This is a genomic window from Microbulbifer sp., assembly GCF_036563125.1.
In the GTDB taxonomy this organism is placed as follows: domain Bacteria; phylum Pseudomonadota; class Gammaproteobacteria; order Pseudomonadales; family Cellvibrionaceae; genus Microbulbifer.
The window spans coordinates 1-22,324 of record NZ_DATCMV010000100.1; the positions used below are offsets into that span (position 1 = coordinate 1).

The window sequence follows — 22,324 nt, forward strand, 5'->3', positions numbered from 1 at the left end:
CACTGAAAGGCCTGCGCCTGACTTGCATACTCTAATAAAAGGTGACCCGCATTTCGGAGGCGTAATGTATGCCGAAACTGGCCCAGCGAGTACGCTGCAAGTCCCGTACCTGCAGTCACCGCCGCAAGTACGATGGTAAACAATACCTCAAACGCGACACCACCCGAAAACTCGGTAACCTCTATCGCGTGCTGCGCGGCAGCGTAATCTTTCACAAAACGGCGCAGGTCTGCCTGGAGTGCAACGTCTTCCCAGACCAAGTCCGCGATTTCCAAAGCACGGTCGAATTGTTCTCTGGTGATTTTGCCGGGATCGAAGCCCAGGACCTGCACCAGTTCGCGCTTCTCTGCGGTAACCAGTTCATCCCGGTAGGCTTCGAGGAAACTTGCGTTGTTGCCTTTGGTCTTCTGTCGGGCGCGGTAGCTGGCCTGAATTCCGCGTAGGCTGCGCTGGACTGGATTGATGACGTCGTTGACGTCTTTTAACCACTGGGTCAAATCGGTACCGGCGTTCCACAGGCTGGTGAGGAAGGCACCGGTGTAGATCATGCTGCGGTTTAAGGGTGTTTCCCGGCGCAGGTTTTGTGTGTGGTGGGCGGCCTCGGCTTTTTCTGCGGCGATGATGCCGGCGAGAGCAATGCGAATTTTGCTGCGGAGAATCCCCCGGTTGTCCGTCTCGGGCTTTTCTGCCCGCTTCTGCTTGGCCGAGGCGATTTTGCTGAAACTGAGTTCGCCATGATAAATGGCGTCCAGTATCAGCGCCCATCTGCCCTGGAGTTGCAGTAGAGGGGCTGTGGGGGATGGAAGCGGGTGCGAGTGAAATTCCCAGCCAGTGCCCAGCCGATGCTGCAAGCGCTGAAAAAGCTCGGTGTTGTGAAAGTGGAAAACGGCCTGTTCCGCCCTGAACAGCTCATCGCCATTCAAATGTGGCAGGGCATCCAGTGCGCCCCGATATTGGTCCGGGCCGGTGGAATTTAGCCAGTGACCGGAGGAAATAGCGTAGGTATTCCCGCGGTTGTCCGTGAGCTGGTAAATCGACATATCCGTGTCTGATTGAATTGTGCGAAGCGAAGATGCTACCGCGAAAGGTGGCTGTTAAAAAGCGTGCGCGGGGAAAGATGCGAGGGAATTGTTGTGTGGGATTGGATGTGCGCCGCTCGGGAGTCTCGCGCGCAGAACGTGAATTCGCCGGCGCACTCCCACGGAAATGCGCCGGTGTTCAAATTCGAATTGCCGAGCGTTGTACTCAGGGCAGCGGTCGCGTGCGCCCGCGATCGTCGATGGCGACAAACACGAATTCGCCCTCGGTCACTTTTACCTGCTCACCGGTGTCGACCCGGGTCAGCCAGACTTCCACCATGGTCTTGATGGACGAACGCCCCACTTCGATGGCTTCGGCGTAGCAGCTGACGGTGGAGCCTACCGGTACCGGACGCAGGAATACCATGCTGCCGACGGCGACGGTGGTGACACGGCCGCGGGCGATGCTCTGGGCGAGGATGGCGCCGCCAAGATCCATCTGCGACATCAGCCAGCCGGCGAAAACGTCACCCTGGGGGTTGGTGTCGCGGGGCATGGACTGGGTTTGCAGGGTCAGGGTGCCGCTGGGTTGCGGTTCTTCATCAATGGCGGACATCGCGAGTGCTCACAATTCTTAGATTTATTGGCCCGACAGCCGGCTGCTTGCAAATACATGCGGCGCACGATTTGACGCGCTGCCGTCAGGGTGGCGCATTCTAGCACAATGTGCGTACAAATTAGCCAGACCTCTGTGCGTAAAATCCCGACAGACACCAGCATATTCTGCTGATGTTTCCTGTTTTATCGCTGCGTTAGCCCACAAGCGCACCTCTCCGCTCACGAGGACAGATAGGTTGGCAGCCAAGTGGCCAGGGATGGCCATACTGCCAGCAGACACATCACCAGTAGCTGGATCGCGATAAACGGCACTACCCCACGGTAAATGGCACCGGTGGCCACCTCCGCTGGCGCCACGCCGCGCAGGTAAAACAGCGCGAAGCCGAATGGTGGCGTCAGGAATGACGTCTGCAGATTCAGTGCAATCATCACGCCAAGCCACACCGGGTCGAGCCCCATGGCCAGTAGCACCGGGCCGACAATGGGCACCACTACGAAGGTGATCTCGATGAAGTCGAGGATGAAGCCAAGCAGGAAGATCACCAGCATTACCAGCAGGGTGGCGCCGATGACACCCCCCGGCAGATTGCTGAAAAAGTGAGTGACCACCTCCTCACCGCCAAATCCGCGGAATACCAGGGAAAACAGCGAGGCACCGATCAGGATGGCGAACACCATGGCGGTGACCTGCAGGGTGCTCTGCCCTACTTCCCCCGCACGCGCCCAGTTCAGCGCGCCGCGACCCCAGGCGAGGATACCCGCGCCCAAGGCGCCCACTGCCGCGGCCTCGGTGGGCGTGGCGGCGCCGGTGATGATGGAGCCGAGAACCAGCAGCATCAGCGCGATGGGCGGGAACAGGCTTTTCAGAATTTGCGCCAGATCCACTTCTTCGACCCGCTGACGCTCCTGTGCGGAGTCGTGCCTGGCGATAAACAGCAAATACAGAATGTAGGCCGCCACCAGCACCAGCCCGGGAATGATCGCGCCCACGAACAGGTCGCCGACGCTCACCGGTTTGGGGTTGAAGATACCCTGGTTCAGTTGTGCCTGTTGATAGGCATTGGACAGGGTGTCCCCCAGCAGCACCAGGGCGATGGACGGCGGAATGATCTGCCCGAGGGTGCCGGTGGCACAGATAGTGCCGGTGGCGAGCTTGGGCGAATAGCCGCGGCTTAGCATGGTCGGCAGCGACATAAGCCCCATGGTCACCACGGTGGCGCCGACGATACCGGTGCTGGCCGCGAGCAGCGCGCCCACCACAACAACCGATACCGCCATGCCGGCGGGAATCCCGGAGAACACCCGCGCCAGATTGACCAGCAGTTCCTCGGCAATGCGTGCCCGTTCCAGCATCACGCCCATCAGCACAAACAGCGGAACCGCCATCAGGGTGCCGTTCTGCATGATTCCGTAGAGGCGGTCGGGGAAGGCGCGCAGCAGTTCCGCGTCGAATACCCCTCCGACGATACCAAGGCCGGCGGCGAGCAGCGCGGTACCGCCGAGGGTGAAGGCCACCGGATAGCCGAGCATGAGTGCCGCGCACACGGCAACGAACATCAACAGTGGAATCAGCTCCATCATGCGCCAACCTCCCCGGCAGCTTCCCGCACCAGGGCGCGGGGTTGCTCTTCAGACCGTGTTGGCGCGACCGGTGCCATCTGGTGTCCGCTCTCGGCTTCCAACTGCATCAGGGTATTGAGTGCGCGGGCAAACTGGCTGACGCCCTGCAGTGCCAGGGTGACGGCAGCCAGCGGAATCAGGCTTTTCAACAGGTAGACGCCACCGAGGCCATCGGCGCTGTTGCTGGTCTCCTGCACCGCCCAGCTGTTGGCGGCGAAGTGCCAGCCGCCCACGGCAATAAACGTGCAAAGCGGCAGCAGGAAAATCAGGCAGCCCACCGCATCGACCCAGGCCTTGCCGCGGGCAGAAAGGGTGCGGTAGAAGACGTCCACCCGCACATGGGCGGAGGCCTGCAGCGCGTAGGCCAGGCCGAGCATAAAGGCGGCGCCGTGCAGGTAGGTGACGGTGTCCTGCAGGGCGAGGGAGCCGCCGTCAAAGCCGTAGCGCAGGGCGACAACGAGGCTCTGGATCAGGACCATGGCGAGGGTCAGCCAGCCCAGCAGGCGACCGCTGTGGTGGGCGAAGCAGTCGAGGCCATTGGCCGCGCGCAACAGAAACTTCATGGGAGGTCTCTCAGGTCATCTTTATTGTTCTGTTATTGATACAAGAGCCTACCTGCTGGTCAGGAATTGCGCCAGCGCCCGGGGTGAACCGGTGCCGCAGGAGCAGTACTGACCGGCGCGAAACGGGGCGAGTCAGATCCGGACTGTTTTTTATGGTCTGGTCACAAAAAAAGGATTTGCCACTGTAATCTGTTTGTAACTTTTCATTCATAGAATCGTCACCAGATCGACATAGCATGCGTCGCGTGCAGATATTTTGACCTATACGGCGACCACTTCTGGAGATAGCAATGAACAACCGTTCTGCGAGCAAGAAAGTACTGGCCTCGGCCCTGGCAGCCCTGAGCATCGCGGCTTCCAACGCAGCCCTGGCGGCGCGCGACCACATCAGCATTGTCGGTTCATCCACCGTCTACCCATTCACCACCGTGGTGGCCGAGCGCTTCAGCCGCTCCACCCAGTTCAAGACCCCGGTAGTGGAATCCACCGGCACCGGCGGCGGCATGAAGCTGTTCTGCCAGGGCGTGGGTGAGAACACTGCGGACATCACCGGCGCTTCCCGCCGTATCAAGCAGTCCGAGCTGGAAATGTGCCACGACAACGGCGTGGACGTGGTGGAAGTACAGATCGGTTACGACGGCATCGTGATTGCCAACGCCAAGAGCGACCAGCGCTTCGAGCTCTCGCGCAAGGACCTGTTCCTGGCGCTGGCGAAAGACGTGCCGAACCCGGACGGTTCCGAGACCGTGATCCCCAATCCCTACAAGACCTGGAAAGATGTGAACCCGGCCCTGCCGGCACACAAGATCGAGGTTCTGGGTCCGCCCCCGACCTCCGGTACCCGCGATGCCTTCGCCGAACTGGCGATGGAAGGCGGCTGTCAGCAGTTCGGCTGGATCAAGGCCAAGGAAAAAGCCGACAGCCACACCTACAAGGCCATCTGTCACAACGTGCGTGAAGACGGCGCCTATGTGGAAGCAGGTGAGAACGATAACCTGATCGTGAACAAGCTGGTGGCCAACCCCAATGCGCTGGGTATCTTCGGCTTCAGTTTCCTCGACCAGAACGCCGACAAGGTACAGGGCTCCCTGATTGAAGGTCAGGCACCGACCTTTGATTCCATCGCCGACCAGAGTTACCCGGTATCCCGTCCGCTGTTCATCTACGTGAAGAAAGCCCACGTGGACGTGGTGCCCGGCATCAAGCAGTTCCTGGCGGAATTCACCAACGAGCGCGCCTGGGGTGAAGAAGGTTACCTGGCTGACAAGGGTATGATCCCGCTGCAGGACGCCAAGCGTCAGCAGGTGGCCAGCGATGTGCGCAAGCTGAATGCATTGACTAACCTGGCTGCAAAATAAGCGCAGCCCACAGGTAGATGGAGTTACCGGCCAAGCCCTTTCAGGGCTTGGCCGTTTCCGTATAAAGAGCGCGGTTTTTCACCGCCATGCAAATGCGGCCGCAAGCGACGATAATGGCCGGCGTTTTTGATCCAGTGAGTTAACCGAGCGATTCGATGCAGACTCCCACACTTTTTGCCTTGCTGTTGCTGCTGATCCTGGTGGCTTACGGCACCGGTTTCAGCCGTGCCATCAGTGCCGCCCGCAGCCGCGGCGGTGTCCGCAGCCTGGCCTCGCTACCCAGCTATTACGGTGTGCACACTGCACTCTGGTGCGGGCTGCCGGCGCTGGTCATCCTCGGCGTGTGGCTGGCGTTTGACGACGCCATCATTCGCGCGCTGGTATTGGGAGGCGTCGCCGACCGACCGGAATCCATGTCCGGGCAGAACCTGCTGTACGCACAGATCCAGAACCTGGCGGCGGGCAATCTTGTCGGCGAGACCACGCCGCAGCTGAGCGCGGCCGCGGCGCACCTGAACAGCCTGCGCCAGAGTGGCCAGTGGCTGCAGACCGCGCTGATTCTGATTCTGGCCGTTGGCCTCGGTGCCTACGCGTTGTTGCGGGTGACTCCAGAATTACGCGCGCGGGAGAAAGTGGAAAAAGTACTGCGCGCCATTTTGCTGATTTGTGCCTGCGCCGCGATCTTCACCACCGTCGGCATCCTGATGTCGGTACTGTTTGAATCCGTGCGCTTCTTCCAGGCGGTACCGGTTTCCGAGTTCCTGTTTGGCCTGCACTGGAGCCCGCAGATGGCGCTGCGCGCTGATCAGGTGGGTTCGAGTGGTGCCTTCGGTGCCGTGCCGCTGTTTACCGGCACCCTGATGGTGTCCGCCATCGCCATGTTTGTGGCGGTGCCGGTGGGCCTGATGTCGGCGATCTATCTCGCCGAGTACGCGAGCAAACGGGTGCGGAATTTCGCCAAGCCGCTGATCGAAATTCTCGCCGGTGTTCCCACTGTGGTGTACGGCTTCTTTGCCGCACTGACGGTAGCACCGTTCATTCGCGACCTGGCCCAATCCGTAGGACTGGAGGCGTCCAGTGAGAGTGCACTGGCGGCGGGTCTGGTGATGGGGGTGATGATCATTCCGTTCGTATCGTCCCTGTCTGACGATGTGATCAACGCGGTGCCGCAATCCTTGCGCGATGGTGCGCTGGGGCTCGGGTCCACCAAATCTGAAACCGTGCGCAAGGTGGTGATCCCCGCCGCCCTGCCCGGTATCGTCGGCGGCGTACTGCTGGCGGTATCCCGCGCGATTGGCGAGACCATGATTGTGGTGATGGCCGCGGGTCTCGCCGCCAACCTCACCGCCAATCCACTGGAATCCGTCACTACCGTGACGGTGCAGATTGTGACCCTGCTGGTGGGCGACCAGGAATTCGATAGTCCGAAAACCCTCGCGGCGTTTGCCCTCGGCCTGATGCTGTTTATCAGCACGCTGATTCTGAACTTTATCGCCCTGTACGTAGTGAAAAAATACCGGGAACAGTATGACTGATCTAACTCAACAACAGGTGCGCGAGCGAATCGCCACGCGGCTCGCCAGCCGCCACCGCAAGGAAAAACTGTTTCGCGGCCTCGGCATCGCCAGTATTGCGTTCGGCATTCTGGCGGTGGTGGTGCTGTTCACCGATATCATCAGCAAGGGCGCGAGCGCCTTTGTGCAGACCCAGATCCAGCTGCAGGTCAATTACGACCCCGCGGAACTCGGTATCGACAAGGTGGATAGCGAGAGCCTTGCCTGGGCGAATTTCGACGGCGTGATCCGCAATGCCCTGCGTGAGCGCTTTCCCGATGTCAGCGGCCGCTCCGAAAAACGCGAACTGTATTCGCTGGTTTCCAGCGGTGCCGGCTTCGACCTGCGCGAGCGCCTGGAGAACAACCCGCAGCTGCTGGGACAGAGCGAAACCATTTGGGTGAACGCCGACGACGACGTCGATACCTATGTGAAGAGCCTGTCGAAGAGCAAAGAGGGTTTCCTCGGTCGCACATCCGAGCAGAAGGCGGGCTGGATCAATGCGCTGCGTGACAGCGGCGAGATGGAAAAGCGCTTCAACAAAACCTTCTTCACCAACGGTGATTCCCGCGAGCCGGAGCAGGCGGGTATCCGCGCGGCGCTGGTGGGTTCGCTGTTTACCCTGCTGGTGACCCTGGCGCTGTCATTCCCCATCGGCGTGGCCGCGGCGATTTATCTTGAGGAATTTGCGCCGAAAAACCGCTGGACCGACCTGATCGAGGTGAACATCAACAACCTCGCGGCGGTGCCGTCCATCGTGTTCGGCCTGCTGGGTCTCGCGATTTTTATCAACTTCTTTGAACTGCCGCGCTCGGCGCCGCTGGTTGGTGGCCTGGTGCTGACGTTGATGACACTGCCGACCATCATCATTTCCAGCCGTGCGTCGCTCAAGTCGGTACCGCCCTCCATTCGCGAAGCGGCCATGGGCATGGGCGCCTCGCGCATGCAGGTGGTACTGCACCACGTGCTGCCGCTGGCGATGCCCGGCATGCTGACCGGTGCCATCATCGGCATGGCGCAGGCACTGGGCGAGACCGCGCCGCTGCTGATGATCGGTATGGTGGCATTTATCGTCGATGTGCCCCACGGCGTCACCGACCCGTCCACCGTCCTGCCGGTACAGATTTTCCTGTGGGCCGACAGCCCGGAGCGCGCGTTTGTGGAGCGCACCTCCGCGGCAATCATGGTGCTGCTGGCGGTGCTGATCACCATGAATACCTGCGCAGTATGGTTGCGCAAGAAACTCGAGCGCCGCTGGTAAGCGAAAGCGCGTAAGATAGCGAACGAGATACAGCCATGAATACCATGACCCTGAATGCGGGCCCGGCAGTAGCTACCGGCGACGCAACCGCGGAGCAGAATTTTGTGAAGACCAGAGCGGAAAACATCAAGACCGTCGGCACCCCCTTCTGTGACGACGCCAAACTGCGCATGCGCAACGTCAATGTGTTTTACGGTGAAACCCAGGCAATTCACGACGTGAGCCTGGATATCGGCCGCAACGAAGTGGTGGCGATGATCGGCCCTTCCGGTTGCGGTAAATCCACTTTCCTGCGCTGCCTGAACCGCATGAACGACACCATCGAGGGCTGCCGTGTGGAAGGCGAGCTTAGCCTCGACGGTGACGCGATCTACGGCCCAAAGGTGGATGTAGTACCGCTGCGCGCGCGGGTCGGAATGGTGTTCCAGAAGCCGAACCCCTTCCCCAAGTCCATTTACGAAAACGTGGCCTACGGCCCGAAGATTCACGGCATCGCCAGTCGCCGCGCGGAGCTCGATGAAATCGTCGAGAACAGCCTGCGTCGCGCCGGCCTGTGGAACGAGGTCAAGGACCGTCTCGACAAGCCCGGCACCGGTCTTTCCGGTGGTCAGCAGCAGCGCCTGTGTATCGCCCGTGCCATCGCCGTGAGCCCGGAAGTGATCCTGATGGACGAGCCCTGCTCGGCACTGGACCCGATCGCTACCGCGCGCATCGAAGAGCTGATCGACGAGCTGCGTGCGAACTACACCATCGCCATCGTGACCCACTCCATGCAGCAGGCCGCGCGTGTGAGTCAGCGCACTGCTTATTTCCACCTCGGCAAGCTGGTGGAAGTCAACGATACCGAGACCGTGTTCACCAATCCCGAGCACGAACTCACCGAAGCCTACATTACCGGCCGTTTCGGCTAAGGTTGGGGGGAGCCCACAGAGATTATGGAAATGCATTTCGATCAACACATCTCCCGCCAGTTCAACGAGGAGCTTGAAGGCCTCAAGACGGAAATGCTGGAAATGGGCGGCCTGGTTGCCCGCCAAGTAGCGGACGCGGTAGACGCACTGGCCAACGCCGACAGCGAGCTGGCGGAAAAGGTGCTGCAGGTGGAAGAGGAAATCGACCGCTGTGAAATGGAGCTGGACGAGCACGCCACCCTGATTATCGCCAAGCGCCAGCCGGCGGCGTCCGACCTGCGCATGGTGATGTCGGTAATCCGCATCGCGCGCGACCTGGAGCGCATGGGCGATGAGGCGAGCAAGATTGCCAAGATGGCCATCGCGCTCACCGACGAGGGCACCGCGCCCCGCGGTTACACCGAGATCCGCCACATTGCCAACGCCGTGCGCAAGATGCTGGACGACGCCCTCGACGCCTACACCCGCTTCGACGTGGAGTCCGCGCTGACGACCCTGGCGGAAGACGAGCAGGTGGACATGGATTACCGCAGTGCGATTCGCGAGCTGGTGACCTACATGATGGAAGATCCGCGCAGCATTTCCCGGGTGATGAATGTACTGTGGACCCTGCGTTCACTGGAGCGCATCGGCGATCACGCGAAGAATATCTGCGAGCAGGTGGTGTATCTGGTGAAAGGCGCCGATATTCGTCATGGCAACAAGAAAAATCTGCGCTGATTGTGGATTGATTCGCAAAATTATTTGAGCGCTGTCTCGGATACTTACAAAACACGCTGGAAATAATTTTACAAAAGGCCGCAATTGCGGCCTTTTTTATTTTTGCACCTCTTCCGATAGAGAATGGCTTGCTGCTGTTTTCCACCTGATTGGTAAAGAAGCCGGTCAACAGCGCCAGCGGTCGCGCTCTTTTTCTCATTCAGCCCCATTCAGCATTGGTTCAGTCGGCGCCGAGCAGAATGCGCACACTTCCGTAATTGCACTTGTAGTTACATTACGGAAAGCACGCGATAGTTGAGACGCTTGTCACACTTAACACTTATCGTTGCGCTGAAATTTTCCATTGCTTAGAATCCGCGCCGCCTTTGTCCAAGGGCAAAACGTGGGTACGGGTACGAAAGTACAGATTTAAACGTACAGATGTAATTTAAACAGGGAACACTTCCATGAAGTTCAAGTTTGCAGCTCTTCCGCTCATGCTGGTTTCTGCCTTCGCTTCCGCAGAACAGTACAACTCTTTCACCGACGCTGACTACGAAAATCGCGATTACCGCGGTGCAGACGTCGACATTCTGGGCGTGCAGTCTCAGTACTATTTCGGTGCTCTGAATACCCTGGGTCCGCGTAAAGAATTCAACTACATCCTGCCGGTGAGCAACATCTACGGCGGTGTTGCGTCTGTGGACGCCGGTCCGGTCGAAGATGAAATCGTGACCTTCGGTGGCGAATACTACACCGGCCAGTGGAAAGTATTTGGTGAGTTCAACGACGTGTTCTCTACCAACGTATACAGCGTTGGTGCTGGTTTCCTGTTTTCCCCCGACCTGCTCGCCGAAGTAGAAGCGGAGAAAATGGAAGATGAAGACACCGTGGTATACGTGCGTGGTAAATACAACCATCAGCTGAGCGGCACCGACTACATCGGTTTTACCGCAGAGATTGATGATGGCTTCGATTACCGCAGCCTTTCCTCCAAGTACTTCACCGCGCTGTCCGGTGGCCAGTACCTGACTGCGGAACTGGGTATTACCGATACCGACGGTGCTGACTTCTACTGGAATGGTGCGCTGGAGTTTTACTTCAACGAAAACACTTCCGTGGGCGTGGCGTACGACGAATTGGTGGAAGATTACGAAATCAATGCCACCCATTTCTTCAATCGCAATGTTGCCGCCAAAGTGGCCTACGGCTCCAACCGCGATTTCGACGATCTGGATATGTTCCGCATTGGCGTAACTGTTCAGCTGTAATTTCTTTCCCAGAAATTACCCATAAAAAAAGCGGGCGAAGAAATTCGCCCGCTTTTTTGTTTTCGGAAACCGGGAAATTTTATCCCTGGTTGCCCAGCTCCTGCACTCTGGCCTGCGCCTTGGTGCCGATATCCCCGCTGTCCTGTGCGGCGATCTGGTACTGGCTCAGCGCATTTTTGGTATTGCCCTGCTGTTCGTACACCTGCCCGAGATAATAGTGCGCGTGCGCAGTATCCAGATACTGGGTGGAGCGGCTCAGGTCGCGCTCGGCGGCGGTGTAGTTTTTCAGCTGGGCATTCAGCATGCCGCGCATCAGCCAGTTGGAGAACAGGGTCGGGTTTTTCTGCACCGCGGTCTCATAGGACGCGAGCGCCTCCGTGTACTGTTTTTTCTGCGCCAGCAGATCCCCTTCCAGGGCGTAGAAAGAGGCCTCTTTGGGTTGCTGCTTCTGTGCCTGGCGGGTGAGCGTCAGCGCGCGGTCGTAATCCTTCTTCGCTACCGCGGCGACGGCGTCGTCGTAGCTCTTGTACGCAGCCGCATCGCGTTTCAGCTGCGCAATCGCCTTCTGGTACTGGGTGCGGTTGGTTGTACCTACGGACAGCTTCTTGGCGTGCTCGACGTTGGCGTTTACCCGCGACTGGGACGGTGGGTGGCTGGCGAACAGCGCTTCGAGCGCGCTGGACTGGTTGCCCTTGGACAGCTCGACGAACTTCTCCTGCAGACGCACCGCGCCCTGGGGGTCATAGCCAGCGGCGGCCATGTATTTCATGCCGTAACGGTCGGACTCCAGCTCGTTGTCGCGGCCGTACTTGGCGATGTAGGCGGAACCGCCGAACTGGCCGCCGAGGGAGACCAGGTCGCCGTAACCGGTGTTCTGGGTGGTGGCGCCGAGGATGGCAATGCCGGCACCGAGGATCTGCTGCTGCGACATGGCGGCGGCGGAGTGGCGCGCGGCGGCGTGCACGATTTCGTGACCCAGCACCGCAGCCAGCTCGGCTTCATCTTCCAGCAACACCAGCAGACCGCGGTTTACCGCAATCTTGCCGCCCGGCAGTGCCCAGGCATTGGGCACTGAGTTGTTTAGAACCACGAATTCGTAGGGCAGCTGGGGCTGGTCGGAAACCTTCGCCAGCTTCTGGCCCACGTTGCTGACGTAGGACTGCAGTGCCGGGTCGACCAGGTATTCACCGCCCTGGGTCTGCTGTGCCTTCGGATACTGCTGCGCGCCCAGTGCCACCTCCTGGCTCTGTGACATCAGCGACAGCTCTTTCTTGCCGGTAACCGGGTTGACCGCGCAGCCAGCGAATCCGGCGGTCACAGAGGCCGCGATAGCCGTGGCCAGCAGTCGGTTTGCAATTGAACGCGGAAACATAGGGTACTCCCTGTATAATGTTCGATCTTTTGACAAGGCCGCGGTTGGCGCCGCGGCCGGGTTCAAGGCCGAATATTGTACACAGTCCGGAGAATGAGGTTATGACGACCGCGCTGCAGATTATCGAATTATTTGCCGGTACCAATCCCGATGGTGAGCCGGTGGTGGAGCGGTTGCAGGTCAAGGTCAACGAGGATGACAGCGTGCAGCTGGTGCGCTCCCCTGCGTTTATCAAGGGTATTGCCAGTGGCGACACCATCAAGATCAACCGCCAGGATCCGCAGAAGCCCGGCTTCGATCTGGTGAAACGCTCCGGCAATCTGGCGGTGCGGGTCTTCTGTCGCGGCGACAGCACCAAACTCTCCGATCAGCTGACCCCGCAGATCGAAAAGCTCGGCGGCGAGCTGGATATGGAGAGCCCGCGCCTGCTGGTGTACAGCATCCATGTGAGCTGTGGTTTCGATGAAATCGAGCAAATCCTTAACAGCGCATGCGACGGTGCCAACAGTGTTTGGTACTACGGCAATGTGTACGATCCGGTGGATGGGCAGACGCCACTTAACTGGTGGCAGGATATTTTGAAGCCCGAATGAGCTCGTAATGATCTCACTGGCCACGCGAATTCTGATTGAGCAGTCCGTTTTATGTTGATCGTAATCTCCCCCGCCAAAACCCTCGACTACGAGAGTGATATCCCCGCGCTCGAAACCACCCAGCCGGATTTCCTCAAGGAATCCGCGGCGCTGATTGGGGAGCTGAAAGCTCTTGGTCCACAGGACATCTCCGCACTGATGAAGATTTCCGACAAGCTGGGCCTGCTCAATTACGATCGCTTCCACAGCTGGAAGCGCCCGTTCACCGACGACAATGCCCGCCCGGCGCTGCTGGCGTTCAAGGGCGATGTGTATACCGGTCTCGAGGCCGAGACCATGAACAAGCGCGATTTCGACTTTGCGCAAAAGCATCTGCGCATGCTTTCCGGTCTGTATGGCCTGTTGCGCCCGCTGGACCTGATGCAGCCCTATCGCCTGGAAATGGGTACCAAATTCGCCAATCAGGGCGGCAAGAACCTGTACGAGTACTGGGATGGCAAAATTACCGCGGCGCTGAATGCGCAGCTGAAAGCGCTGAAAAGCCGGGAGCTGGTGAACCTCGCGTCCACCGAGTACTTCAAGTCGGTGCAGCCGAAAAACCTCGAGGCGGACATCGTCACCCCGCACTTCAAGGACTGGAAAAACGGCCAGTACAAGATGATCAGCTTCTTTGCCAAAAAAGCCCGCGGCATGATGAGCCGCTGGGCCATCGACAACCGGGTGAAAAAGGCGGTGCAGCTGAAAGACTTCGACGTCGCGGGTTACTACTTCAGTGAGGAGCACTCCAAAGGCAATGACTGGGTGTTTCTGCGGGACGAGCAGCCGGCCTGACCACCGGCAGTGAACCCATGACCGATGTAAAACTGCCTGATGCCCCTTCCACCGGGCGCAACCGCGAGCCGATCCTCGAGCAGCTGCAGCGTCTGCTGACAAGCAGTCGCCGGGTACTGGAAGTGGGCAGCGGCACCGGCCAGCATGCGGTGTACTTTGCCCCACACCTGCCGCATTTGCTGTGGCAGACCTCGGAGCGCGCGCAGAATCTGCACGAAGTTCAGGCGTGGCTCGCCAGCAGCCCCGCCGACAACCTGCCGCCGCCGCTGCTGCTGGACGTCACCGGGGACTGGCCGCAACTGCGCGTGGATACGCTGTTCACCGCCAATACACTGCATATCATGCCGGCGAGTGCGGTGGAGGTCTTCTTCGCGCGCCTGCCGCAGGTACTGGAGCCCGGTGGCCAGCTGATCGTATACGGCCCGATGAAAATCGCCGGCGACTATATCGGCCCGGGCAATGCGGACTTCGATGTATGGCTGAAGGAGCGGGACCCGCTGCGAGGCATTCGCGATCTCGAGTGGCTGGACCAGCTCGCCGAAGCGCAGGGGCTGCGCAGAACGGAAAACAATTTCCTGCCCGCCAACAACCAACTGCTGGTGTGGCGGGCCTGAGCCCGACACCGGAATACAACAGAATCAGGAATACAGGAGCACACTATGCCCGCATGGTTTGAAACAACCCTCGCCATTTTCGCCGGTATTGCCGCGGTCTTTTTCTTTGCCAAATACCGCGAAACCGCCGCTGCGCTGGAGGAGTCCGAGCGTATGAAATACAAACTCTCGAAAGATCTGGACCGCTACCGCGACGTGCCGCAGCTGCGCGCACTGCGCGACGGCCTCACCGGCGAAAGCAGCCTGCCGGTAGATGACGAGGGACGGGAGCACCTGGTGATCCGCGATGGTGCGCGCAAGCTGGTGCACATCACCATTACCCGAACCGCAGCTCCCGTCGGTGACGGTGAAGTAGCGCGCTACCGTGCCGGTGGCGAAGAGCGAACGCTCGAGGAATTGAACTGAACCCGAAAAGGCCTCTCGCGGGCCTTTTTTAATCACCGTGCTATCGCCGGCCAAACTGCCACGGGGGCAAGGGCTCAGGCTGAATTCGCCAGTGTCAGTTTCTGTGTGGGGAAATTGAGGGTAAAGGTACTGCCGCGGCCCGGCACACTGGTGACCGAGAGGTTGGCGCCGTGGCGCAGCAGCACGTGTTTGACGATGGCGAGGCCGAGGCCGGTTCCGCCGCTCTCCCGCGAGCGCCCAGCATCCACGCGGTAGAAGCGCTCGGTGAGACGGGGAATGTGTACCGGATCAATGCCGATACCGCAGTCCTTCACGGAAAAGTGTCCACCAGCCGCATCCCGCCGCCAGCGCAGTTCAATGGGGCCACCATCCGGGCTGTACTTCACCGCATTGAAGGCGAGATTTGCAAACGCGCTGTGCAGCTCGCTGGCGCTGCCGGTGATCGTGCACTCCTCGTCACACACCACCGTGATCTCGTGGCGCTCACCACTCAGTGAGCGCGCCTCCGCAGCCACCTGCTCCATCAGTTGCCGCACCGAAACCCTGTCGCGGCCGCTCTCGCGCTCAGACGTCTCCAGTCGCGCCAGCAACAGCAGGTCGTTCACCAGCCCGGTCATGCGCACCGTCTGCTCGCTCATCTGCGACAGCGGCCGCTCCCAGTTGCGCGGCGCCTGGCCGCTCATCTGCAGGGTTTCCAGATAGCCCGCAATTACCGTCAGCGGTGTACGCAGTTCGTGGGAAACGTTTGCCACGAAATCCCGCCGCATCTGTTCCAGATTGTGCAATCGCGTCACGTCCCGCACGATCACCAGCGCTTCATCCTGACCAAAGCGGGTCACCTCCATGGTCAGGATGCGCGAGTCATCCCCCGGTGCGGGAAGTGTGATCGGCTCCAGCGATGGACGGCCGCGGCCGAACATGCGGTTGTACATATGCTCCACAAACCGCGGATCGCGCACGAAATTGACCAGCGGCTGCCCCGCGTCATCCGCCTGCAGTCGCAACATCTGCCCCGCCGCGGGGTTCCACCACGCCAGGTTGCCCTCGTCCTCGAGCGCCACAATACCCTCGCGCAGCGCGCTGGTGCTGTCCTGTACCCGGCGCAACATCGAGTTCAGTTTCTGCTTTTCTTTGCGGTGGCGGCGCTGCATGCGATAGAAATCGTCCGAGATGTCCCCCCACACCCCGAAGCTCGTCGGCGCCGGGCCGCGGCGGCCATTGCTCAGCCAGCGGTCGAACTGGTTCTGTTGCCACAACAGCCAGCACAGGTACACGACGAGGCCGACACATAGCGACATCCACCAGTGGCCACTGGAGAAGCCGAGAATGGTGGTGCCTAGGGCGATGACGATAAAACGCGAGAACTCGCCAATACTGCGATCGAGCATGATGGTTGGGCCATCTTTTTTTGGGGCGCACAGAATTCAGCTCAGTGCACCTGCGGACTTGATGCGAAGGCAAAGTGCCGGGTGAAAGGGTTCGGAACCGTCGCAAACAGGGATGTTTGCGACGGAGCGTACAGGGATGTATTTACAGCGGTTCCGAACCCTTTCACCCGGTGCTTTGCCGCCTCCGGGCTGAGTCGCGGGCCCGGTGATGGAATTCGGTGGTAGAGATTACACCCTTTCCACGGTCTGTACAGAAAAGCGGTAGCCGGTGCCGCGCACGGTCTGGATGTAGCGCTCGTGGCCGTCGATGGTGAGCGCCTTGCGCAGGCGGCGGATATGCACGTCCACGGTGCGCTCTTCCACATACACATTGCCGCCCCAAACATGGTCCAGCAGCTGAGTGCGGGTATACGCGCGCTCCTGGTGCGACAGGAAAAACGTCAGCAGGCGGAACTCCGTGGGCCCCATATCCACCGGTTGGCCATTGATCGTCACCCGGTGGCTGATCGGGTCCAGCACCAGACCACCCGCCGTCAGCGGCTCCTCCGGCGTACTCGGGCCCGCGCGACGCAGCACCGCCTTCAGGCGCGCCACCAGCTCGCGGGGAGAAAACGGCTTGGTGATGTAATCATCGGCGCCGGTTTCCAGACCCTTGATCTTGTGATCCTCCTCGCCCTTCGCCGTCAGCATGATGATTGGCAGCGAGGAGGTCAGCTCGTCCCGCTTCAGGCGGCGGGCCAGCTCAACCCCGGATACATCCGGCAGCATCCAGTCCAGCAGCACCAGATCCGGCTTTTCGTCGATGATCAGCGCGTGCGCCGCCTGCGCGTTTTCTGCCTCGAGGCAGCGGTAATCCGCCATCTCCAGCGCAATTCGCAGCATGTCCCTGACCGGGGCTTCGTCGTCGACTATAAGGATCGTCTTGTTGTGCATCTTTCCGCCATACCCTAGCTGTTTCGCGTCATTTCACTGACTTTCTTACAGCGGTCATTTAACGTCACTTTAATGACAAATATATGACAGGTGTTTGGCAATCACGACCTTACCGCGGATGGCCCCCTTTAGCTAACGAGGAAGTGGGTAAAAATACCCGAAAAAATCGCAGCGCCGACCCAATTGTTATTTAAAAAGGCCTTGAAGCAGGGATCTCGTTGTCGATCCCGTACCAGCCACTGCTGGTAGCAGAACAGACCCGCGGCAATCGCCACCCCGCAGTAGTACAGCGCGCCCAGCGCCTCGCGGCTGCCCAGCATCAGCAGCGCAAAAATCACCATCGCCTGCAGGCTGCCGGTCATTACCCGGTCCATTTCACCGAACAGGATGGCGGTGGATTTGACACCGATTTTAAGGTCATCGTCCCGGTCCACCATGGCGTAAAAGGTGTCGTAGGCCACAGTCCACAGCAGGTTGGCGGTGAACATAAGCCAGGCCACTGCCGGTACCTCATCCTGCACTGCTGCAAATGCCATGGGGATACCCATGCTGAAGGCGGCCCCGAGTACCACCTGCGGCAGGTGGGTGTAGCGCTTGGCAAAGGGATAGCAGAAGGCCAGCGCCAGCGCCGGCAGCGACAACAGCACGGTAAGTTGGTTGGTGCTGAGCACCAGCAGGAATGCCAGCAGCATCAGGCCCGCGAACAGCAGCAGCGCGCCCCTGGCGGTGGCCGCACCGGTAGCCAACGGACGCTGGTTGGTGCGCTTCACATGGCCGTCGATATTGCGATCGGCAAAATCGTTGATGGCGCAGCCGGCGGCACGGGTGAGGATCACACCGAGGGTGAATACCGCGAACAGGTGCAGCCCGGGCCAGCCTTTCGCGGCGATCCACAGCGCCGCCCAGGTGGGCCACAGCAGCAGCAGCGAGCCGATGGGGCGGTCGAGACGGGCCAGCTGCCAGTAGGGCAGTATCTGCGGCCAGCGCTGCTGTATCTGTTGGCTGATCAATTGCATTGGATATTCCCGGAATTCACTCCCGCTCAGGCACTGGGCGGGCTATGGGGATTGAAACTGCTGAGGAAGGTTTCCGCAACCAGCAGGGGTTTGTCGCCGAGCCAGAAGGTGGAGCGGCGGCCCCAGGCGCGGGGCTCCATGCCGGCGAGCTGTTCGAGCTGGCAGTTGGGATTGCGCGCGAGCCGGTTGAGGACGATGGGGCCGCGCTTCATGTCGGCGCGGCTGAACAGCAGCTCGCCCAGTGGGCGGTTGTCGAGGCTGCGCAGGTGGCGCAGCTTGCCGGCGAGGGAGCGCTCGGGGAGTATGCTGCGGGCGTAGACCCAGGGCTGGCCGTGGCCACACAACAGGACTTCGCGTACCAGCGCGAGGGATTTGTCGCGCAGGTTGAGGGCACGGCGCTCTTCGAGGCGCGGTTGCTGCCAGCCCTGATTGAGGATCTGTACGCTAAACTCGCCGTTGCTGTGGTGCTTGAGCGCGGCGGTGAGCGAACCGGGGTGCAACAGCCAGGGCAGTAGCGCTTCCGGTGGCGTTTGTCCGTGGAGGGTATCCAGCGGATGGGGATGCCAGTCGCCAATGGGTTCAAAGGGGGAGTGGTACAACGGTGACTCCGCGCGGGTTCAAATATGACCGCATTGTACCCGACCAAACCGCCGGGGAAATGGTTGGGTTTTGCCCGACCCGGGCGCTGCCGATATAGTGGCGCTTGGTTTTTGGGGCGCTGGCCAGCTTGGTGGCGGTGCCGCTACCGGATAGAGCCTTGCGAGACACGCCGTGAACCCATCCGTGGGGGCTCTTCCGCGAGGTCCCTCTCGCGGAAGGTCTCGCAAGGCTCTATCCGGTATCGCACCTTCGCCCCGATAGCATCGCTAATTAGTTACCAGCCACGAGTAAGTAAAGCCGCGCAGAAGCTGGCAATAAAAACAGGACGGACCATGGGGCTCACCAAAAAAATCGTACTGGCCATGATCGCGGGTATCGCGGTCGGCCTGCTGTTCAATTTCTTCAATACCAGCCAAATCCTCGGTGAAGGTGTTACCGGGTTTATCAACAACTACCTGACCAATGGCCTGTTCGATATTGTCGGCAAGATCTTTATCGCTTCCCTGAAGCTGATGGTGGTGCCGCTGGTGCTGGTGTCGCTGATCTGTGGTGCCTGCGCGCTGTCGGAGGGCAGTCGCGTCGGCGTGCTGGCGGGCAAGACGCTGCTGTTGTACCTGGTGACCACCGCGATCGCGATTTCGCTGGCGCTGCTGCTGGCGCTGGTGATCCAGCCCGGTGCGGGCATGGAGGGGATGGCCACGGGCGCGACGTTTGAGCCGAAGCCGGCACCGCCGCTGTCGGATATGCTGGTCAATATTTTCCCCACCAACCCGGTGGACGCGATGGCCAAGGGCAATATGTTGCAGATCATCGTGTTCGCGCTGCTGATGGGTTACGCGATTTCCCGCAGCGGCAAGCCAGGGCAGCGCATCGCGGGTTTCTTCAATGACCTGAACGAAGTGATCATGCGCATGGTGTCGGTGCTGATGGTGTTTGCGCCCTACGGGGTGTTCGCACTGCTGGCGAACAAGATCGCGCAGCTTGGCCTGGATGCAATCCTGCAGCTGCTGAAGTACTTCCTGGTGGTGCTGGGCGCGCTGTTGCTACACGCGTTTGGCGTGTACTCGATATTGCTGAAGCTGCTGTCGGGGCTGAACCCGGTGAAGCTGATGAAGAAGATGCGCCCGGCGATGGTGTTCGCTTTCAGTACCGCGTCTTCCGCAGCGACCATTCCAGTTACGCTGTCCACTGTGGAAAAGCGCCTGGGTGTGGATAACAAGGTGGCTTCGTTCACCATTCCCCTGGGGGCCACCATCAATATGGACGGCACCGCGATCATGCAGGGTGTGGCGACCGTATTTATCTCCCAGATGTACGGCATCGAGATCGGCCTGATGGGGTATCTCACTGTGATCCTGACTGCGACCCTGGCTTCCATCGGCACCGCCGGTGTTCCGGGTGTTGGCCTGATCATGCTGGCTATGGTGCTGCAGCAGGTAGGCCTGCCGCTGGAGGGTATTGCCATCGTGATGGGGGTGGATCGCCTGCTGGATATGGTGCGCACCGCGGTGAACATTACCGGCGATGCGGTGGTGAGTGCGATTGTGGCCAAGAGTGAAGGGGCGCTGCATCTCGACACCTTCAATGACGACGCTTACCACAGTGTGATGGACAACGGCCAGGAGCGCGGGCGCTCCGCTATTTCCTGATACCTGATACCGAACCTGCAAACAAAAAGGGCTGCATTAGCAGCCCTTTTTGTTTGCCCGCTGTGCGGCATATGCAATGGCGCTACAGCGCGGCCATTTCCCGCAGCTGGTCCGCCTCCAGGTTTTCCTCCATGGATTCCACCAGCCGCTCCACCATTTCGCTGAGTGCCTTTTTGATGGCCTCTTCTGTGTTGTCATCGCTTTCGCGGCCATCGTGGTAGATACGTGTCAGGTATTTTCGGCTGATCTTCATATCGTCGATGCTGATTTGCTGCTCGCGCAGCGGGGCACCGTTGCGGTTGCTGAGGGCGTAGCGGAATTCGCCTTTAATCGCGACATTGCCCTGTTCCAGGTCGTAATCCCCCTTGGGTTTCATACCCGCCAGGTGTTTGATGACCCTCAGGTTGAGCGTGTTGTGCAGGTTCAGCACGCCGTTTTCCTGAACCAGTGGCACTTCCTCATCGTCGAGATATTCGTACAGCTCCCTGGCCAGTTCGCTGTGCAGGTGCTGGGTGTAGGTGCGAATTGCCTGCTGTTTGAGGTCTGCGAGTCCGCCGCCGCTACCGGCCTGGGCCAGCATCAGTTCCAGGTTGCCGCTGGAAACCGGCATGGGTACATCGATCTGAATTTGGGCGGGGGCAATAACCAGGCTTGGGGTATGTTCGCCACTCCCCCAAAAACCACTCTGGGCCTGGGTGTGGGCAGTAAAACCGATACTCAGCAGGCCGGCGAGAGCCAGTCTGCGCAACGTCGAGGTTCTCATTCATCTCTCCCTGTTTTCTTTTTTATACCGGGATCTATCGGATGCAACTTGGCGAATGGATTCGCTCTGTATTTATTAAATGGCCACAACAGGCTGCCACTTATTGGTGCGGAGAGCAAAATTTTTCCGTGACCTGTGCGTCAGTAGTAGTCTTTTTTGTGCGCGGGGTCTCGGCGAGAAATTCTGGATTGGAGTAGCGGGTGGAGATGTGGTCCGCGTTGCGCGGGACAGGCTTGCGAGTGCGAGGGGAGCGAATGGTGTCTTTGCGGCGGTGGATAACCGGGTAGCCACCGCCGGTACAGTATCAACCGCCGGCGATATTGCGCAGGCTGTCGGCCTCCAGATCGTCTTCGATACGCTTGAGAACGCGCGTCACCAGGTTGTCGATCAGCTTCTCCAGTTCTGCCGGGGTGCTGTCCTCAGTTTCCTGGCCGTTGCTATAGGTTTTGATCTGGTAATTTCCCTTTAAGCGCAGGTCGGCGATATCCAGGCGCTTCTCCAGCAGCACCTGTCCACTCGGGCCCTGCAGGCGAAAATGGTAATCGCCACTGGCGCTCAGGTTGCCGCGTTCCAGTTCGTGCGCGCCATTATTCTTGAGGCCGCTGAGTTGCTTGACCACGGAGATATCGAAGAAATTGTACAGGGTCAGCGAGTTGTTGCTGGCCCCCAGCGGTACCTCTTCGTCGGTGAAGAAATCGCGCAGTGCGGCGTCGAGCTTGTTGCGCAGCTGTTCACTGAATTCGCGGGTGGCGGCGTCCCGCGCGGCGGTCAGTCCTTGCCCGGAAGCGGCCTGTGCCAGCAGTGCTTCCATGTCGTTCCCCTGTAGCGGCGTGGGTATGTCCGCGGCGACTACCGTACGCGCCAGGGTGATTTCGGGCAGTGGGCTTTCGACGCTGCCGCCGAACAGCCCCTGGGCCAGGGTATGTGTCGCGCTAAGTGTCATCAGCGCGCAGAGGGCAATGCGGCTGGTGGTGGAAACAAGGCGGTGCTTGAAAAAGCTATTCAAAAGGATTTTCCTGTGATTTGCGCGATCGCTGGCCGGTACGGGTCTCGCTTTGCACGGCCGGACCGCGGCTCCGGTGATGTTGTCACCCTATTGTTTTACCGGCCTGAATAGGCCTTTTGTAGCAGGCTGCCATCGCAGTGGCGCGAGTGCAAAAAAATTGGTGACCACAAATGACCAATTAGTCTACGCAATGCGCGGGGGTGTGCAAAAAGGAGGAGCAGTTCGCAAAACATGCAAAAAACAAACGAGCGATTTGGCGGAAAAAACTTTGTTAGTGCGCG

At 59.9% G+C, this 22,324-nt stretch carries 21 protein-coding genes and 1 pseudogene; 11 read left to right on the forward strand and 11 right to left on the reverse strand.

The features are described 5' to 3' along the window. The 4 genes and pseudogenes from VIL80_RS08125 to VIL80_RS08140 form a co-directional block, all read right to left on the reverse strand. Positions 1-1,040 (reverse strand): annotated as a pseudogene (locus VIL80_RS08125) (hypothetical protein); the annotation flags it as partial. A gap of 205 nt (positions 1,041-1,245) precedes the next feature. Further along, positions 1,246-1,635, reverse strand: coding sequence for an acyl-CoA thioesterase (locus tag VIL80_RS08130; protein ID WP_105102539.1), 390 nt, complete (start codon positions 1,633-1,635; stop codon positions 1,246-1,248). A gap of 221 nt (positions 1,636-1,856) precedes the next feature. Next, complete coding sequence (locus tag VIL80_RS08135; RefSeq protein ID WP_332035618.1) at positions 1,857-3,218, reverse strand: TRAP transporter large permease; 1,362 nt, start codon at positions 3,216-3,218, stop codon at positions 1,857-1,859. Beyond that, positions 3,215-3,820 carry a TRAP transporter small permease subunit gene (locus tag VIL80_RS08140; protein WP_332035619.1) on the reverse strand — a complete coding sequence of 202 codons (606 nt, stop codon included), beginning with the start codon at positions 3,818-3,820 and terminating at the stop codon, positions 3,215-3,217. Before VIL80_RS08140 ends, VIL80_RS08135 begins: the two co-directional genes overlap by 4 nt. Positions 3,821-4,110: 290 nt before the next feature. On the opposite strand from VIL80_RS08140, the gene VIL80_RS08145 reads away from it, so the two are divergent. The 6 genes from VIL80_RS08145 (at position 4,111) to VIL80_RS08170 (ending at position 10,873) form a co-directional block, all read left to right on the forward strand. After that, positions 4,111-5,178, forward strand: coding sequence for a PstS family phosphate ABC transporter substrate-binding protein (locus VIL80_RS08145; RefSeq protein WP_332035620.1), 1,068 nt, complete (start codon positions 4,111-4,113; stop codon positions 5,176-5,178). A gap of 155 nt (positions 5,179-5,333) precedes the next feature. Next, positions 5,334-6,713 (forward strand): phosphate ABC transporter permease subunit PstC, encoded by a 1,380-nt coding sequence (pstC, locus tag VIL80_RS08150; protein ID WP_332035621.1) that lies wholly within the window; start codon positions 5,334-5,336, stop codon positions 6,711-6,713. Further along, entirely contained in the window at positions 6,706-7,992 is a 1,287-nt protein-coding gene (gene pstA / locus VIL80_RS08155; protein WP_332035622.1) for a phosphate ABC transporter permease PstA, read from the forward strand. The genes pstC and pstA overlap by 8 nt, the downstream gene beginning before the upstream one ends. 35 nt (positions 7,993-8,027) lie before the next feature. Further along, positions 8,028-8,903, forward strand: coding sequence for a phosphate ABC transporter ATP-binding protein PstB (gene pstB, locus VIL80_RS08160; RefSeq protein ID WP_414684530.1), 876 nt, complete (start codon positions 8,028-8,030; stop codon positions 8,901-8,903). A 24-nt stretch (positions 8,904-8,927) separates the two neighbouring features. Beyond that, on the forward strand, positions 8,928-9,623 hold the full coding sequence (gene phoU, locus VIL80_RS08165; protein WP_332035623.1) for a phosphate signaling complex protein PhoU: 696 nt from the start codon (positions 8,928-8,930) through the stop codon (positions 9,621-9,623). Positions 9,624-10,069: 446 nt separating this feature from the next. Continuing rightward, positions 10,070-10,873, forward strand: coding sequence for a putative porin (locus tag VIL80_RS08170; protein ID WP_332035624.1), 804 nt, complete (start codon positions 10,070-10,072; stop codon positions 10,871-10,873). 79 nt (positions 10,874-10,952) lie between these two features. Here VIL80_RS08170 and VIL80_RS08175 read toward each other — a convergent pair whose 3' ends face one another. Next, entirely contained in the window at positions 10,953-12,245 is a 1,293-nt protein-coding gene (locus VIL80_RS08175; RefSeq protein ID WP_332035625.1) for a M48 family metalloprotease, read from the reverse strand. Between the two features lie 101 nt (positions 12,246-12,346). Here VIL80_RS08175 and VIL80_RS08180 point away from each other — a divergent pair, with 101 nt between their 5' ends. Genes VIL80_RS08180 through VIL80_RS08195 form a run of 4 tightly spaced genes read left to right on the forward strand, consistent with a single transcriptional unit; the run spans position 12,347 to position 14,688 of the window. Further along, positions 12,347-12,838 carry a DUF4265 domain-containing protein gene (locus VIL80_RS08180; RefSeq protein WP_332035626.1) on the forward strand — a complete coding sequence of 164 codons (492 nt, stop codon included), beginning with the start codon at positions 12,347-12,349 and terminating at the stop codon, positions 12,836-12,838. 51 nt (positions 12,839-12,889) lie between these two features. Continuing rightward, entirely contained in the window at positions 12,890-13,669 is a 780-nt protein-coding gene (gene yaaA / locus VIL80_RS08185) for a peroxide stress protein YaaA (RefSeq protein WP_332035627.1), read from the forward strand. A 17-nt stretch (positions 13,670-13,686) separates the two neighbouring features. Then, entirely contained in the window at positions 13,687-14,283 is a 597-nt protein-coding gene (locus VIL80_RS08190; protein ID WP_332035628.1) for a DUF938 domain-containing protein, read from the forward strand. Between the two features lie 45 nt (positions 14,284-14,328). After that, the gene (locus VIL80_RS08195) at positions 14,329-14,688 is read left to right on the forward strand and encodes a hypothetical protein (protein ID WP_332035629.1); all 360 of its coding nucleotides are present in this window, start codon (positions 14,329-14,331) and stop codon (positions 14,686-14,688) included. 74 nt (positions 14,689-14,762) lie between these two features. Here VIL80_RS08195 and phoR read toward each other — a convergent pair whose 3' ends face one another. The 4 genes from phoR to VIL80_RS08215 form a co-directional block, all read right to left on the reverse strand. Next, the gene (gene phoR / locus VIL80_RS08200; RefSeq protein ID WP_332035630.1) at positions 14,763-16,076 is read right to left on the reverse strand and encodes a phosphate regulon sensor histidine kinase PhoR; all 1,314 of its coding nucleotides are present in this window, start codon (positions 16,074-16,076) and stop codon (positions 14,763-14,765) included. A 228-nt stretch (positions 16,077-16,304) separates the two neighbouring features. Further along, the gene (phoB, locus tag VIL80_RS08205; RefSeq protein ID WP_332035631.1) at positions 16,305-17,009 is read right to left on the reverse strand and encodes a phosphate regulon transcriptional regulator PhoB; all 705 of its coding nucleotides are present in this window, start codon (positions 17,007-17,009) and stop codon (positions 16,305-16,307) included. A 128-nt stretch (positions 17,010-17,137) separates the two neighbouring features. Beyond that, positions 17,138-18,025 carry a 4-hydroxybenzoate octaprenyltransferase gene (ubiA, locus tag VIL80_RS08210; RefSeq protein ID WP_332035632.1) on the reverse strand — a complete coding sequence of 296 codons (888 nt, stop codon included), beginning with the start codon at positions 18,023-18,025 and terminating at the stop codon, positions 17,138-17,140. A 26-nt stretch (positions 18,026-18,051) separates the two neighbouring features. After that, on the reverse strand, positions 18,052-18,624 hold the full coding sequence (locus tag VIL80_RS08215; protein ID WP_332035633.1) for a chorismate--pyruvate lyase family protein: 573 nt from the start codon (positions 18,622-18,624) through the stop codon (positions 18,052-18,054). A gap of 333 nt (positions 18,625-18,957) precedes the next feature. On the opposite strand from VIL80_RS08215, the gene VIL80_RS08220 reads away from it, so the two are divergent. Beyond that, positions 18,958-20,274, forward strand: coding sequence for a dicarboxylate/amino acid:cation symporter (locus tag VIL80_RS08220; protein ID WP_332035634.1), 1,317 nt, complete (start codon positions 18,958-18,960; stop codon positions 20,272-20,274). A gap of 82 nt (positions 20,275-20,356) precedes the next feature. Here VIL80_RS08220 and VIL80_RS08225 read toward each other — a convergent pair whose 3' ends face one another. Further along, the gene (locus VIL80_RS08225) at positions 20,357-21,037 is read right to left on the reverse strand and encodes a hypothetical protein (RefSeq protein ID WP_332035635.1); all 681 of its coding nucleotides are present in this window, start codon (positions 21,035-21,037) and stop codon (positions 20,357-20,359) included. Between the two features lie 304 nt (positions 21,038-21,341). After that, positions 21,342-22,043: a hypothetical protein gene (locus VIL80_RS08230; protein WP_332035636.1), complete on the reverse strand. Its 702-nt coding sequence runs from the start codon at positions 22,041-22,043 to the stop codon at positions 21,342-21,344. Between the last annotated feature and the right edge of the window lie 281 nt (positions 22,044-22,324).